This window comes from Pseudomonas sp. C7.1 (genome assembly GCF_056312395.1).
On sequence record NZ_JBWDTL010000003.1, the window covers coordinates 1,606,419 to 1,620,692 of the forward strand.

The window sequence follows — 14,274 nt, forward strand, 5'->3', positions numbered from 1 at the left end:
TGCCAAGCAGCGGAAAACTGGTCGCCGTACAACCGATTATTAGAACGTAGTAACGTTGGCACTCTTATTTGGATGCCTATTTCTCAGATAACGCAAAGCCGGCATTGCCCGGCGCAACCACTGAGACAAATATAAAAGGTACGGAACCGGAGTTCATTGCACCATGCACTTGTCCAGGTCTTGCTACGGCAATATCTCCAGCTTTAATACGCGTAACTATGCCGTCACCTTGATAGTACTCGGCCTCACCTGAGATAACCGTCCAAGTATCTTGGCCGTGAGGATGAACATGAGCGGCTATTTCTTGCCTTGGGTGGGCATGCCAAACAACAACGACCGTATCGTTGGTTTCCAGAACCACTGAGCGAATCGGTTCGCCGTTAGACGGACGAATATATTCTGCCACCGAAAAAACTCTTGATTCCGCCTCTGTTCTCATCCTGATGCCTTAACCCTATGAGACTGTCTGATACAAAAAAATAACGTGTTGCTAGGTTACTGCCGGGGCGCCTCGTTCGAGTTGATACAAATCAAGTTCAACCGACAGGATTTAGCTACCCGCCGTAATCACCTGCGCAAAGGCCTGAGCAATAATCCGCCTCACGCCTCACGCAATTCGAAGCGAGGGAAAAGTTGCTGCAAATAAGGCCACAATTGCGCCGCTTCAACAGGCGTAATACTGGCTCCCAACGTAGGGTCGAGCATGCTCTGCCCGCGCGCCAGCTGCACCACAAAGTGCGTCACGCCCTGCCCGGCCAAGCGCTCAGCCAGTCGTTGCAGGCGCTGACAATCAAACAGCTGCCAGTGCACAGTGGTGCGGCACTCATAGGCCACACCACTTTCCAGCAGCATGTCCAGGCTGTTCCAGTTAGCCTGGCCACTGCCCGCCACGCCAGTGATCAGCGCCACATCGCCCTCCAGCGCCTTGACGTCAAACCCCACCCAATCACACAGCGGCAATACTCTGCGAAAAGCCCCCGGTTTGATTCCGGCGCTATGCAGGCCCACCTTGAAGCCCAACTCACGCACCTTGCGCATGGCGTTCGGCAGGGATTTTTGCAAGGTCGCCTCACCGCCACTGAACACCACAGCCTCAAGCAAACCACGGCGCGCGTGTAGAAAGCTCAACACTTGCTCCCAACTGATATCGGTGGGTTGGCGTGCGCGGATCAGTTCCGGGTTATGGCAATAGCTGCAGCGCCAGGCACAACCCTGACAAAACAACACACACGCCAAATGATCGGGGTAATCGAGGGTCGTCATGGGCAGCAGGCCGCCGATTCGCAGTGGCGTGTTCGGCGCACCGGGCCCGGCGGGCTGTTGGCAGGCGCTATTCATACAACCTCCTTGCTGGGCGCAAAACGCCGCCCGCTCACGCGCATGGGAAATGCGCTGAACGGGCGGCGGCAGGTTACTCAGGCTTATTTAGACTCAACGAAATGTTTACGCTCACGGTGCTCGGACTGCTTACCGAGGTTGAAGGCCGCCACCGGGCGGTGATAACCCATCACGCGGGTCCAGACTTCGCAGCGTTGGCGTTGGGCTTCTGGTAATTGCTGGGCAGTGCTCATGGTGATGCTCCTTGTTGTGGGGAAAAAGTGAGTGCTACTGGCAAAGAATTAGCGTTGCAGGAAAACAGTCAGCCACCGCAGGCACCGCAGCAGGACTTTTTGTTCAGTAGGGCTTCATCGCACTTCGGGCAAAACTCATGTTCGCCGGCCAGGTAACCGTGCACCGGGCAGATCGAGAACGTAGGCGTCACCGTCAAGTACGGTAGGCGATAGCGGCCCAGGGCTGTGCGCACCAATTTTTTGCAGGCCTCGGCGGATGAAATTCGCTCAGCCATGTACAGGTGCAGCACGGTGCCGCCGGTGTATTTGCATTGCAGCTCGTCTTGCAGTTCCAGCGCCTCGAAGGGGTCGTCGGTGAACCCCACCGGCAATTGCGAGGAGTTGGTGTAGTAAGGCGCATCCACGCTGCCGGCCTGAAGAATGTCCGGGTAACGCTTGCGGTCTTCCTTGGCAAAGCGGTAGGTGGTGCCCTCCGCAGGGGTCGCCTCAAGGTTGTACATCTGCCCGGTTTCCTCCTGGAAGCGCACTAAGGTCGCGCGCACATGGTCGAGCAGCAGCACGGCGAACTGGCGGCCTTTCGGCGTATGCATGCCCTCCTCGTCGCCGGTAAAGTTGCGCAGCATCTCGTGCATGCCGTTCAGGCCGATGGTGGAGAAGTGATTGCGCAGCGTGCCCAGGTAACGCTTGGTATAGGGGTAGAGGCCGGCATCCATATGGTGCTGGATCACCTTGCGCTTGACCTCCAGGCTTTCCATCGCAAGTTCCATCAACTGATCGAGGCGCTTGAGCAGGCCGCTGCTGTCGCCCTTATAGAGATAGCCAAGGCGCGCGCAGTTGATCGTCACCACACCCAGGGAGCCGGTTTGCTCGGCCGAACCGAACAGCCCACCGCCGCGTTTGAGCAGCTCGCGCACATCCAACTGCAAGCGGCAGCACATCGAACGCACCTGGTTGGGCTGCATGTCCGAGTTGAGGAAGTTCTGGAAGTACGGCAAGCCGTAACGCGCCGTCATCTCGAACAAGCGTGTGGCGTTTTCGCTGTCCCAGGGGAAGTCATGGGTGATGTTGTAGGTCGGGATCGGGAAGGTGAACACCCGGCCCTTGGCATCGCCGGCCATCATTACTTCAATGTAGGCGCGGTTGATCAACTCCATTTCGGCCTGCAGGTCACCATAGGCGAACGGCATTTCCACCCCGCCAATCAACGGCACTTGCTCGCGCAAATCCTCTGGGCACACCCAGTCGAAGGTCAGGTTGGTAAACGGCGTCTGAGTGCCCCAACGCGACGGCACGTTGAGGTTATAGATGAACTCCTGCACCGACTGGCGCACTTGGGCGAAGCTGAGGTTGTCCTTGCGCACATAGGGCGCCAGGTACGTATCAAAAGAGCTGAATGCCTGGGCACCGGCCCACTCGTTCTGCAGCGTACCAAGGAAGTTGACCATCTGCCCCAGGGCGCTGGACAGGTGCTGCGGCGGCCCTGCTTCAACCCGACCGGGAATGCCGTTGAGGCCTTCGTTAAGCAAGGTGCGCAGTGACCAACCTGCACAGTAGCCGGCGAGCATATCGAGGTCATGCACATGCAAATCTGCTTCGCGGTGAGCGGCGCCAATGCCTGGGCTGTAAACCTCGTCCAGCCAGTAATTAGCGGTGACCTTGCCAGCCACGTTAAGAATCAGCCCGCCGAGCGAATAGCCCTGGTTGGCGTTAGCCTGCACGCGCCAGTCTTCGCGTGACAGGTATTCGTTCATCGACGCGGCTACGTCGATCAGGCTGTGGCGGTCGCGGCGCAGACGACCATGACGCTCGCGGTAAACGATATAAGCACGGGCGGTGGCGTAGTAACCCGACTCCATCAGCACCCGTTCCACGGTGTCCTGTACCCGCTCCACATCGAGCGGATGCGCAGGAATCAAGCGTGCATGCACGGCATCACTCAGGGCACGTACCTCCTCGCGGGTGAACTCCCCGCAGGCCTGGGCAGCGGCGTCAATGGCGCGCTCGATCTTGCCAAGGTCAAAGGGGACTTCGCTGCCATCGCGCTTGAGCAATACCTGTGGCAGAAAGGTTTTTTCATCGTGCTGCATCACCACCTCCAAAACACATCATCTAGTTATAAAACCAGAAATAAACACAACATGATGTGCAATCTACTCGCGAAGGCAGGTTATAACTTGACCACGGTCAAGAACCACGGAAAAGCCACTGTGATGAGAGCCCTGACTGCAAAAAGCGCGTGCAAAGCCATGAGGACATTAAGCAAAAAAGCCACGGGCCGACCAATAGGCCCGCACATGGCAAGCGACCTGCAGAGCAGGTCGAGGAGGGTTCTAGCGGGTCAGCCGCCGCTGGCGTTCATAAAGCGCAGCACCTGCACCTCACCGCTCACGCTGAACTCATGGCGCAGGGGTTTGCGCGCCAGACCGGCATTGATAGCACTCAACAACGGGGTATCGGTTTCCGGGTAACGGCGTAGCAGCGCGCGCAGATCAATCGAGTTTTCGTGACCCAGGCACAGCAACAGGCGCCCTTCCACGGTGAGCCGCACACGGTTGCAGGTGCTGCAGAAGTTGTGGCTGTGCGGCGAGATAAAGCCAATACGGCTATCGGGAAAATCTTTCAGTCGCACATAGCGTGCCGGTCCACCGCTTTGCTCGGCACTGTCGACCAAGCTGTAGCGCTCGGCAATTCGCTCGCGCACCCAGTCACTGGAACAGAAACTTTCGCCACGCGAGCGCCCCACGTCACCCAGCGGCATTTCTTCAATAAAGCTGATATCCAATCCACGGTTGACGGCGTAATCCACCAGTTCAACCACTTCATCGGCATTACGGCCCTGCATCACCACGGTATTGAGCTTGACCCGCTCGAAACCTGCCGCACTCGCGGCGTCGATGCCAGCCAATACCTGCGCCAGTTCGCCAGTACGGGTAATGGCGTGAAAGCGCTCGGCACGCAGGCTATCAAGACTGATATTCAACCGTTTGACCCCGGCATCAGCCAGCGGCTGCGCCAGCTTGCTCAGTTGCGAGCCATTGGTGGTCATCACCAGCTCACGCAAGCCGGGCAGGCTGTCAATGCGCTCGCACAGGCCAACAATGCCTTTGCGCACTAACGGCTCACCGCCCGTGAGACGAATTTTCTTCACGCCATTGCGCACAAATAGGTCAGCCAGGCGGTACAGCTCCTCCAGGCCCAGCACTTGTTGGCGCGGCAGAAAGGTCATGTCTTCAGCCATGCAATAGACACAGCGAAAATCACAGCGATCGGTCACCGACATGCGCAGGTAATCGATGTGACGGCCAAAACCATCCTGCAGACTGCTTTCCATCTCACGCTCCTCGATGCGCCTGGTCTTAAGCGACCGGGCGCTGATTACTGCAATAGAGGCGAATCCGCGCCTTGCAACACAATGCCCTGGATGTCCGCAGCACCGATCAGGCCTTTGATGTACTGCACCACGGCTACCTGCCAAACGCGCTGATCCAGCTCGGCGCGGATTGAGCCTTCGACGACCTCGAAAGGCAGCTGCTTGCCCTCGATACGCTGGTCCACCCATACCAGATGAAAACCGTAACGGCTTTCTAGTGGCCGGCCAGCCAAGCCTTCCGGTAGGCGAAACAGCTGTCGCTCAAACTCGGGGACCGTTTGCCCCTGGCTGATCTGCCCAAGCGCGCCACCCTGAGCCTTGGAAGGACAAGCCGAATGGGCTTGCACTAACGCACCAAAAAGACTGGCATCCGCCTGCAATTGCGCGAGCAGAGTATGCGCCTGCTCATTGGCCAGCGAGCGCCCTTCTACATCATCCGCCGCGCAGGCCAGCAGGATATGCCGCGCAGCCAACAACGGCGCGCTGGCAAAGCGTTCGCGGTTATTGTCGTAATATTGCCGGCACGCTTGAGTATCTGCGCGGGGCAGTATCACCTCGCGCTCAATTAGCTCGCTAATGGCCGCTTCTTCGCGGCTTTCGCCATCAACCGGGTGTACCTTGAGGCCTAGCGCGTTGATGCGCTGGGTCAACAGTTCACGGATCACCAGCGCCTGGCTGGCCAAAAACACCGCTTCCTGGCGAGTATCAGCCGGATGGTATTGAAGCTCCTGAGCAATATGCTCCACCGCCAGACCGATGCCATTGACTTTGATTCGAGGCCACTCTTGCTCGCTTGAGGCAATCAGCTCCGGTGCCTCGCTGGCCGCTTGATTGTCGGCCTCGCGCACCGGCGCAATAAACGTCTGCACGGCAGGCACTTCAACTGGCGCCAGAACAGGCTCTTGCCCACCTGCGCAACCCCCGCCCCCATTTCCTCCACCGCATCCACACGCCATGACGGCACTCCTCGCTCAGTGCAGGACACAGCGTGCCCTGCACAACAGATGATTTAGTTAACTGGCCAAAACCGCAGGCTCAGCCTTTTTGCCGCACTATTTGATAGCGCCGGCCCAGGTACCACACCGGCGCGCTGATGATGTGCACCAGGCGGGTGAAGGGGAACAGCACGAACAGGGTCAGGCCGAGGAACACGTGCAGCTTGTAGACCAGTGCCACCGGCGCAATGGCAGCGGCGGCGGCCAATGGTTGCAGGGTCACGGTGTATTGCGCCCAGTTGCCCAGCATCACCATCACCGAACCGTCCATATGGTCGGCCGAGGCGAAGATAGTGGCCAGGCCGAGCAGCAGCTGCGCCAACAGCACTACCAGGACTAGAACGTCGGAGGTACTGGAACTGGCCCGTACGCGAGGATCGCCGAGGCGTCGCTTGAGCAGCATCAGCAGGCCGATCAGGCACAGCACGCCGAAGAAGCCGCCGGAAACCATGGCCACCAGTTGTTTGTTGGCGGTGCTGATTACCGAGTGGTAAAGCGCCTCGGGGGTCAGCAGGCCGACAAAGTGACCGGCCAGGATAAACAGCACGCCGACGTGAAACAGGTTGCTGGCGATACGCATATAGCGCCGCTCGGCCGCCGAACGGGCGAATATCTGGCTCGAACCGGCCTTCCAGCTGTACTGCGACAGGTCGAAACGCGCCCAGCTGCCGATGATGCAAATGGCCACGGCGATATAGGGATAGACCCCAAACGCCAACAGATTGATGCTAGACATTGCCCACCTCCTGAACAGGCTCGGCGGCCGGCTCTGCTTGCTTGAAATCGACCCAGTGCAACGGCACCGGCACTTCTTCGCGGGCCTTGCCCGGCATCGTTGTTTGGCTTGGGCAGCGGTCCTGCTGCTCGGCCTGGAGGAAGTCCACGGCCTCCTCTTCCCAGATCTTGTCCAGGGCTTCGAGCGAGTCATCGCGTACTTCTGCGGCAACCTGCTCACGCATCTCGGCCATGGCTTGCTGGGGCTCAACCCCGGCAATCTGTAGCAGCGCACGGAAGCAGCTGGCATAGACGCTTTCGCGCTCATCCAGGCGGGTGGCCAACAGCGTCAGTAGATGGCTGACATCGGCCAGGCCCTCGCGGGCCTCCAGGTCCTCACGGGTAGAGAGGAACTCCAGGTACAGCGGGATATAGTCCGGCAGCTCCTTGACGCCGATGGCAAAACCGGCTTCCTCGTACTGCGCCATCATGTCGACCATGGCCTGGCCACGGTCGCGGGACTCGCCATGCACATGCTCGAACAACAGCAGCGACAACGAGCGGCCACGACCGAACAGCGCGCTGTAGTGCTCCTGACCATCCATCAGATCGTTGTCACTGATCAGCGCCAGCAGTGTCTGCAAGTCGCCGCGTTGCGCTGGGCTGATTTCCCGCGCCGCGTCGATGGCGTGGGCCAACTCGGCGCGGCCCTCCACTAACAGCTCGGTGGGGTAGTCCAGCAGCAATGAAATTACCTTGAGAATTTGCATGCTCATTCCTCCCAGATCTGTACGGTTTTCAACACGTCGCGCTTGTTGGCCTTTTTCGCGCCGAACATGTTGGTGTCCGAACTACCACTGCAACCACTGCCGAAGCTGAAACCGCAACCGGAACGCTCGGCGAAGGCATCGGTCATGGCGTCTTCGCGGTGCGCCGAGGGAATCACGAAGCGGTCTTCGTAGTTGGCGATGGCCAGGTAGCGGTACATGTCTTCGACCTGGGCCACGCTCAGGCCGACATCGGCCAGCACTTGCAGGTCCTGCACGCCGTCCACTTGCTCGGAGCGTTTATAGGCACGCATCGCCAACAGACGTTTGAGCGCCAGCTTGACCGGCGCCACGTCACCAGCGGTAAGCAGGTTGGCCAGGTAACGCAGCGGGATGCGCAGGCTGTCGACATCCGGGATCACCCCGTTCATGCCCACGGTGCCTGCGGTCGCGGCGTTCTGGATCGGCGACAATGGCGGTACGTACCAGACCATCGGCAGCGTGCGGTATTCCGGATGCAGCGGCAGGGCCAGCTTCCAGTCCACCGCCAGCTTGTACACCGGGGATTTCTGCGCAGCGTCGATCACCGACATCGGCACGCCATCGGCCAGTGCCTGCTTGATTACGGCAGGGTCATTAGGGTCGAGGAAGATCTCCAACTGCTTCTGATACAGGTCCTGCTCATTCGGCGTACTGGCCACCTCAAGGATGCGGTCGGCGTCATACAGCAACACGCCGAGGTAGCGGATCCGCCCCACACAGGTTTCCGAGCACACGGTGGGCATGCCGGCTTCGATACGCGGGTAGCAGAAGATGCACTTCTCGGATTTGCCGCTCTTCCAGTTGAAGTAGATCTTCTTGTACGGGCAGCCGCTGATGCACATGCGCCAGCCCCGGCATTTTTCCTGATCGATCAGGACGATGCCGTCTTCTTCGCGCTTGTAAATCGCCCCGCTTGGGCAGGAGGCCGCGCAGGTTGGGTTGAGGCAGTGCTCGCACAGACGCGGCAGGTACATCATGAACGTATTTTCATACTCGCCATAAATGTCGGCCTGGATATTGTCGAAGTTCTTGTCCTTACGACGCTTGGCGAACTCGGTGCCGAGAATCTCTTCCCAGTTCGGCCCCCACTCGATTTTCTGCATGCGCTTGCCGGAGATTACCGAGCGCGGCCGTGCGGTCGGCTGGTGCTCACCCAGCGGTGCGGTGTGCAGGTGCTGATAGTCGAAATCGAACGGCTCGTAGTAGTCGTCGATGCTCGGCATATCCGGGTTGGCGAAGATGTTCGCCAACACGCGGAACTTGCCGCCGATCTTCGGGTTGATCGAGCCGTCCTTGTTGCGCACCCAGCCGCCCTTCCACTTGTCCTGGTTTTCCCATTCCTTGGGGTAGCCGATGCCCGGCTTGGTTTCGACGTTGTTGAACCAGGCGTATTCCATACCTTCGCGGCTGGTCCAGACGTTTTTGCAGGTGATCGAACAGGTGTGGCAACCGATGCATTTGTCCAGATTGAGGACCATGCCGACTTGCGAACGAATTTTCATGGCAATGCTCCTCAAATGTCTTGTGGCAGGGGTTGTGGCAGGGCTTCGTCGTCTGTGCCGTCCAGCCAGTCAACCTTGTCCATCTTGCGCACCACGACGAACTCGTCGCGGTTGCAACCCACGGTGCCGTAGTAGTTAAAGCCGTAAGCCTGCTGGGCGTAGCCACCGATCATATGGGTAGGCTTGAGCACCACGCGGGTCACCGAGTTGTGGTGGCCGCCGCGCGTCTTGGTGGTCTCGCTGCCGGGCACGTTCACGATGCGTTCCTGGGCGTGGTACATCATCACCATGCCGTCCTTGACCCGCTGGCTGACCACCGCACGGGCGGTCAGAGCGCCGTTGGCGTTGAAGCACTCGACCCAATCGTTGTCCTCGATGCCGGCGCGCTTGGCGTCGGTTTCCGAGAGCCAGATGATCGGCCCACCACGGCTAAGCGTAAGCATGATCAGGTTGTCGGTGTAGGTGCTGTGGATGCCCCACTTCTGGTGCGGGGTGATCCAGTTCAGCACGATCTCGGTGTTGCCGTTGGGCCGCTTGCCTTTGACGTAATCAATGGTGCGTGTGTTGATCGGCGGCCGATAGCTCATCATTTGCTCGCCGAAGGCCTGCATCCACGGGTGATCCTGGTAGAACTGCTGGCGGCCGGTGATGGTGCGCCACGGGATGTACTCGTGCACGTTGGTGTAGCCGGCGTTGTAGCTGACCTTCTCGTCTTCCAGACCCGACCAGGTTGGGCTGGAGATGATCTTGCGCGGCTGCGCCTGGATATCGCGGAAACGGATCGCCTCGTGCGCCTTGCTGATCGCCAGATGGCTGTGATCCAGGCCGGTGAACTCGGACAACGCCGCCCAGGCCTTGAGCGCCACATGGCCGTTGGTTTCCGGGGCCAGGGTGAGAATCACCTCGCAGGCATCGATGGCCGATTCAATCTGTGGCCGACCCTTGCTGATGCCTTCGGCATTCACCTTGTGGTTCAACTCGCCGAGAAACTCGACCTCATGCTCGGTGTTCCAGTTGATGCCCTTGCCGCCGTTGCCGAGCTTGTCGAGCAAGGGGCCAAGGGAGCTGAACTTCTTGTAGACGTTCGGATAGTCGCGCTCGACCACGGTCATGTTTGGGCAGTTTTTGCCTGGCACCGGAGTTTCGCCGGCGGTTTTCCAGTCGATACCGCCAAATGGCTGGGCCAGTTCGCCGGGGCTGTCGTGCAGCATCGGGATGGTCACCAGGTCCTGCTCGACGCCCAGTTGGCCGACCGACATTTCGGAGAAGGCCTTGGCGATGCCCTTGTAGATCTCCCAGTCGGAACGTGATTCCCATGCCGGATCGATGGCCGCAGACAGCGGGTGAATAAAGGGGTGCATGTCCGAGGTGTTCATGTCGTCCTTCTCGTACCAGGTCGCCGTCGGCAAGACGATGTCCGAGTAGACGCAGGTAGACGACATACGGAAGTCCAGGGTGGTAACCAGATCGAGCTTGCCGATCGCACCTTCGTCTTCCCACTCGACGTCGTTCGGCTTGAAACCGCCGCGCTTGCCGAGGTCTTCGTTCATCACGCCGTTCTTGGTGCCGAGCAGGTACTTGAGCATGTACTCATGGCCCTTGCCCGAGCTGCCCAGCAGGTTGGAACGCCAGATAAACATGTTGCGCGGGAAGTTGGCCGGGTTGTCCGGCTGCTCGCAGGCGAACCGCAGGGAGTCATCCTGCAGTGACTTGAGCACGTAATCCACCGGCGACATGCCGGCGGCCTTGGCGTCACGGGTGATCTGCAATGGGTTGCGGTTCATCTGCGGGGCGCTCGGCAACCAGCCGGCGCGTTCGGCGCGGATGTTGTAGTCCAGCGCGTGCTCGGGGAACTGCGACTTGTCTGCCAGCGGCGAGAGCACTTCGTGCATGCTCATCTTTTCATGGCGCCATTGGGATGAGTGCGCATAGAAGAAGCTGGTGCCGTTCATCTGCCGTGGCGGACGGCTCCAATCCAGGCCGAAGGCCAGGGGCAGCCAGCCGCACTGCGGACGCAGTTTTTCCTGGCCCACGTAGTGAGCCCAACCGCCGCCAGTCTGGCCGACGCAACCGCAGAGCATGAGCATATTGATCAGCCCACGGTAGTTCATGTCCATGTGATACCAGTGGTTCATCGCCGCACCGACGATGATCATGCTGCGACCCTTGGTTTTGTCGGCGTTGTCGGCGAACTCGCGGGCGATCTGGATCGCCTTCTCACGGCTGACACCGGTGATCAGTTCCTGCCAGGCCGGGGTGCCCGGCACCGTGGCGTCGTCGTAATCCTTGGCGACATTGCCGCCACCCAGGCCACGGTCGATGGCAAGATTTGCCGCCGACAGGTCGAACACGGTGGCGACCTTGGCTTGCGTGCCGTCGGCCAAAGTGATTGAGCGCACCGGGACCCGGCGCAGTTGCACGGCTTCACCGGCCACGTGTTGGAAGTGCTCGTGGGTCTGGCCGCCAAAGTAGGGGAAGGCCACTTCTACTACGTCAGCACCGTCCGCCTTATCGTCGATCAGGCTCAGTTGCAGCTTGACCTCACGACCCTCGCCGCCCTCGCGGGCTTCGATGTTCCACTTGCCCTTCTCGCCCCAGCGGTAGCCGATCGAACCCAGCGGCGAGACCAACTGATTGGTTTCGCTGTCCAGAGCGATGGTTTTCCACTCGGGGTTGTTTTCCTGGCCGAGGTTGTCGGCCAGGTCGGCGGCGCGCAGGAAACGATCCGGCTGGTAGCCGTTCAGCTCAGGCGTGTCACCGACGTGATCCTTAAGCAGCACCAGCACCGGGAAGTCGGTGTAACGGCGCACGTAATCGGTGAAGTAGGCACTCGGCTTGTCGAGGTGGAACTCTTTGAAGATAACGTGGTTAAACGCCTGGGCCAGCGCCGCATCGGTGCCCTGCTTGGGGTTCAGCCAGAGGTCGGTCAGCTTGGCAACCTCGGAGTAATCCGGGGTAATGGCCACGGTCTTGGTGCCCTTGTAACGCACCTCAGTGAAGAAGTGCGCGTCGGGGGTGCGCGTCTGCGGCACGTTGGAGCCCCAGGCGATGATGTAGTTGGAGTTGTACCAGTCGGCCGATTCCGGCACGTCGGTCTGCTCACCCCACACCTGCGGCGAGGACGGCGGCAGGTCACAGTACCAGTCGTAGAAACTCAGGCACACGCCACCGATCAGCGACAGGTAACGCGAACCTGCGGCGTAGCTGACCATGGACATGGCCGGGATCGGCGAGAAGCCGACCACGCGGTCCGGACCGTGCTCCTTGACGGTGTAGACGTTGGCCGCAGCGATGATCTCGTTGACCTCGTCCCAGCTGGAACGGATGAAACCGCCCATGCCGCGCTTGCTTTTGTAACTGGTGGCTTTGACCGGGTCTTCGACGATGCTCGCCCAGGCCTGCACTGGCGCCATGGTGGCCCGCGCTTCGCGCCAGAGCTTGAGCAGCGGCTTGCGCACCTTCGGATACTTCAGGCGGTTGGCGCTGTAGATGTACCAGCTGTAGCTGGCACCACGGGGGCAGCCGCGCGGTTCGTGGTTGGGCAGGTCGTTGCGGGTACGCGGGTAGTCGGTCTGCTGGGTTTCCCAGGTGATCAGGCCGTTCTTCACGTAGATCTTCCACGAACAGGAGCCGGTGCAGTTCACCCCGTGGGTGGAACGCACGATCTTGTCGTACTGCCAGCGCGAACGGTAGACGTTCTCCCAGTCGCGGGACTCTATGCGAGTCTCGCCATGACCGTCGGCGAACTCACCTTGTTTGCGATTGAAGAAACGCAATTGGTCGAGTAGATGACTCATCTCTTTTTCCTCTCAGGCTTGCCGCAGGATCTACGTCCCACACAGGCAATGATTCGATTGGTTACTGCCCTCGCCCGTAGCGAGGGTCGCGGAATTTCGTTAGCAGGAAACTTCCGCCCCCTTGCGCGAGTACCACCACCAGGTCACCAGGATGCAGCTGACGTAAAAGCCGATGAACACATACAGGGCCATTTGTGGGCCGCCGGTCAGCGCCATCGAAGTACCGAAAGACTTGGGAATAAAGAAGGCGCCGTAGGCCGCCACCGCCGAGCTGAAACCGAGTACTGCGGCGGCTTCCTTGCCGGCATTCTTGAGCGCCTGCTCCTTGATTGCCGCCGATTGCCCCGCGCTGCTGCGCTCATGCAGGGTGCGAAAAATCACCGGAATCATGCGGAAGGTGGAGCCGTTGCCGATGCCGGTGGTGACGAACAGCAACATAAACATGGCCAGAAAGCCGTAGAAGTTGCCCTCAGTGCCGGCCACCGGGATAAAGGCCAGTACGCCGAACACCGCCGCGATCATCAGCACGAAGTTCCACAGGGTGACGCGCGCGCCGCCCAGCTTATCCGCCAGCCAACCACCCACCGGGCGCACCAGGGCGCCGACCAGGGGGCCGAGGAAGGCGAACTTGAGCGGATCGACACCGGGAAACTGGGTTTTGATCAGCATCGGGAAGCCGGCGGCGAAGCCGATAAAGGAGCCAAAAGTGGCCAGGTACAGCCAGCACATCAACCAGTTGTGCTTGCGCTTGAAAATTACCGCCTGTTCGCTGAAGGACGCCTGAGCGCTGGTCAGGTCGTGCATGCCGAACCATGCCGCTACCGCCACCGCGATGATGAACGGCACCCAGATAAAGCCGGCGTTCTGCAGCCACAGCTGACCACCGTCACCCAGCTCTTGGGCCTGCCCGCCGACCGCGCCAAACAGGCCGACACCGATTACCAGCGGCACACCGAACTGCATCACCGACACACCGAGGTTGCCCAGGCCGGCATTCAGGCCCAGGGCTGTACCTTGCTGCGACTTGGGATAGAAGAAGCTGATATTGGCCATGCTCGAAGCGAAGTTACCGCCGCCGAAACCGCACAGCAGCGCGATAATCACAAACACGCTATAGGTGGTGCTGGTGTCCTGCACGGCAAAACCCATCCACACTGCAGGCAGCAGCAGCGAGGCGGTGCTCAGGGCAGTCCATCTGCGCCCGCCGAAGATCGGCACCATAAAGGAGTAGAAAATCCGCAGCGTGGCACCGGACAAACCGGGCAGCGCCGCCAGCCAGAACAGCTGGTCGTTGCTGAAGGTGAAGCCGATGCTGTTTAGGCGCACGGTCACCGCGCTCCAGACCATCCATACGGCGAAGGCCAGCAGCAGCGCGGGAATGGAAATCCACAGGTTGCGGGTGGCAATCTGCTTGCCGACGCTGCCCCAGAAGTTTGGATCTTCCGGCCGCCAGTCGTGAATAACCGGTCCCTGGCTGGGCCGCCCGGTGACCGGGGGATTCTTGGTTGCAGACATG

At 60.1% G+C, this 14,274-nt stretch carries 11 protein-coding genes; all 11 read right to left on the reverse strand.

Going from position 1 to position 14,274, the window contains the following annotated elements; translation table 11 throughout:
• Window positions 1–76 precede the first annotated feature (76 nt).
• Window positions 77–439: a cupin domain-containing protein gene (locus tag AC0T4W_RS10815; protein WP_476318992.1), complete on the reverse strand. Its 363-nt coding sequence runs from the start codon at window positions 437–439 to the stop codon at window positions 77–79.
• Between the two features lie 161 nt (window positions 440–600).
• Window positions 601–1,338 carry an anaerobic ribonucleoside-triphosphate reductase activating protein gene (locus tag AC0T4W_RS10820; RefSeq protein ID WP_476318993.1) on the reverse strand — a complete coding sequence of 246 codons (738 nt, stop codon included), beginning with the start codon at window positions 1,336–1,338 and terminating at the stop codon, window positions 601–603.
• An 83-nt stretch (window positions 1,339–1,421) separates the two neighbouring features.
• Window positions 1,422–1,571, reverse strand: coding sequence for an anaerobic ribonucleoside-triphosphate reductase (gene nrdD, locus AC0T4W_RS10825; protein WP_476318994.1), 150 nt, complete (start codon window positions 1,569–1,571; stop codon window positions 1,422–1,424).
• Between the two features lie 68 nt (window positions 1,572–1,639).
• The gene (locus AC0T4W_RS10830; protein ID WP_476318995.1) at window positions 1,640–3,658 is read right to left on the reverse strand and encodes a ribonucleoside triphosphate reductase; all 2,019 of its coding nucleotides are present in this window, start codon (window positions 3,656–3,658) and stop codon (window positions 1,640–1,642) included.
• Between the two features lie 251 nt (window positions 3,659–3,909).
• Window positions 3,910–4,902 (reverse strand): GTP 3',8-cyclase MoaA, encoded by a 993-nt coding sequence (gene moaA, locus AC0T4W_RS10835; protein ID WP_476318997.1) that lies wholly within the window; start codon window positions 4,900–4,902, stop codon window positions 3,910–3,912.
• A gap of 44 nt (window positions 4,903–4,946) precedes the next feature.
• Window positions 4,947–5,897 (reverse strand): peptidylprolyl isomerase, encoded by a 951-nt coding sequence (locus AC0T4W_RS10840; protein WP_476318998.1) that lies wholly within the window; start codon window positions 5,895–5,897, stop codon window positions 4,947–4,949.
• Window positions 5,898–5,976: 79 nt separating this feature from the next.
• Window positions 5,977–6,672, reverse strand: a complete 696-nt coding sequence (gene narI / locus AC0T4W_RS10845; protein WP_476318999.1) for a respiratory nitrate reductase subunit gamma — start codon at window positions 6,670–6,672, stop codon at window positions 5,977–5,979.
• Entirely contained in the window at window positions 6,665–7,420 is a 756-nt protein-coding gene (narJ, locus tag AC0T4W_RS10850; RefSeq protein WP_476319000.1) for a nitrate reductase molybdenum cofactor assembly chaperone, read from the reverse strand. Before narJ ends, narI begins: the two co-directional genes overlap by 8 nt.
• A gap of 2 nt (window positions 7,421–7,422) precedes the next feature.
• Complete coding sequence (narH, locus tag AC0T4W_RS10855; RefSeq protein WP_476319001.1) at window positions 7,423–8,961, reverse strand: nitrate reductase subunit beta; 1,539 nt, start codon at window positions 8,959–8,961, stop codon at window positions 7,423–7,425.
• 11 nt (window positions 8,962–8,972) lie between these two features.
• Window positions 8,973–12,758, reverse strand: a complete 3,786-nt coding sequence (locus AC0T4W_RS10860) for a nitrate reductase subunit alpha (protein WP_476319002.1) — start codon at window positions 12,756–12,758, stop codon at window positions 8,973–8,975.
• Between the two features lie 99 nt (window positions 12,759–12,857).
• Window positions 12,858–14,273, reverse strand: a complete 1,416-nt coding sequence (locus AC0T4W_RS10865; protein WP_476319003.1) for a NarK family nitrate/nitrite MFS transporter — start codon at window positions 14,271–14,273, stop codon at window positions 12,858–12,860.
• Window position 14,274: the final 1 nt, after the last annotated feature.

What these genes read in the sequence shown, in the direction of transcription:
- AC0T4W_RS10815 (WP_476318992.1), bottom strand. Translation starts at nt 439, where the DNA reads ATGAGAACAGAGGCGGAATCAAGAGTTTTTTCGGTGGCAGAATATATT.
- AC0T4W_RS10820 (WP_476318993.1), bottom strand. Translation starts at nt 1,338, where the DNA reads ATGAATAGCGCCTGCCAACAGCCCGCCGGGCCCGGTGCGCCGAACACG.
- nrdD (WP_476318994.1), bottom strand. Translation starts at nt 1,571, where the DNA reads ATGAGCACTGCCCAGCAATTACCAGAAGCCCAACGCCAACGCTGCGAA.
- AC0T4W_RS10830 (WP_476318995.1), bottom strand. Translation starts at nt 3,658, where the DNA reads ATGCAGCACGATGAAAAAACCTTTCTGCCACAGGTATTGCTCAAGCGC.
- moaA (WP_476318997.1), bottom strand. Translation starts at nt 4,902, where the DNA reads ATGGAAAGCAGTCTGCAGGATGGTTTTGGCCGTCACATCGATTACCTG.
- AC0T4W_RS10840 (WP_476318998.1), bottom strand. Translation starts at nt 5,897, where the DNA reads ATGGCGTGTGGATGCGGTGGAGGAAATGGGGGCGGGGGTTGCGCAGGT.
- narI (WP_476318999.1), bottom strand. Translation starts at nt 6,672, where the DNA reads ATGTCTAGCATCAATCTGTTGGCGTTTGGGGTCTATCCCTATATCGCC.
- narJ (WP_476319000.1), bottom strand. Translation starts at nt 7,420, where the DNA reads ATGCAAATTCTCAAGGTAATTTCATTGCTGCTGGACTACCCCACCGAG.
- narH (WP_476319001.1), bottom strand. Translation starts at nt 8,961, where the DNA reads ATGAAAATTCGTTCGCAAGTCGGCATGGTCCTCAATCTGGACAAATGC.
- AC0T4W_RS10860 (WP_476319002.1), bottom strand. Translation starts at nt 12,758, where the DNA reads ATGAGTCATCTACTCGACCAATTGCGTTTCTTCAATCGCAAACAAGGT.
- AC0T4W_RS10865 (WP_476319003.1), bottom strand. Translation starts at nt 14,273, where the DNA reads ATGTCTGCAACCAAGAATCCCCCGGTCACCGGGCGGCCCAGCCAGGGA.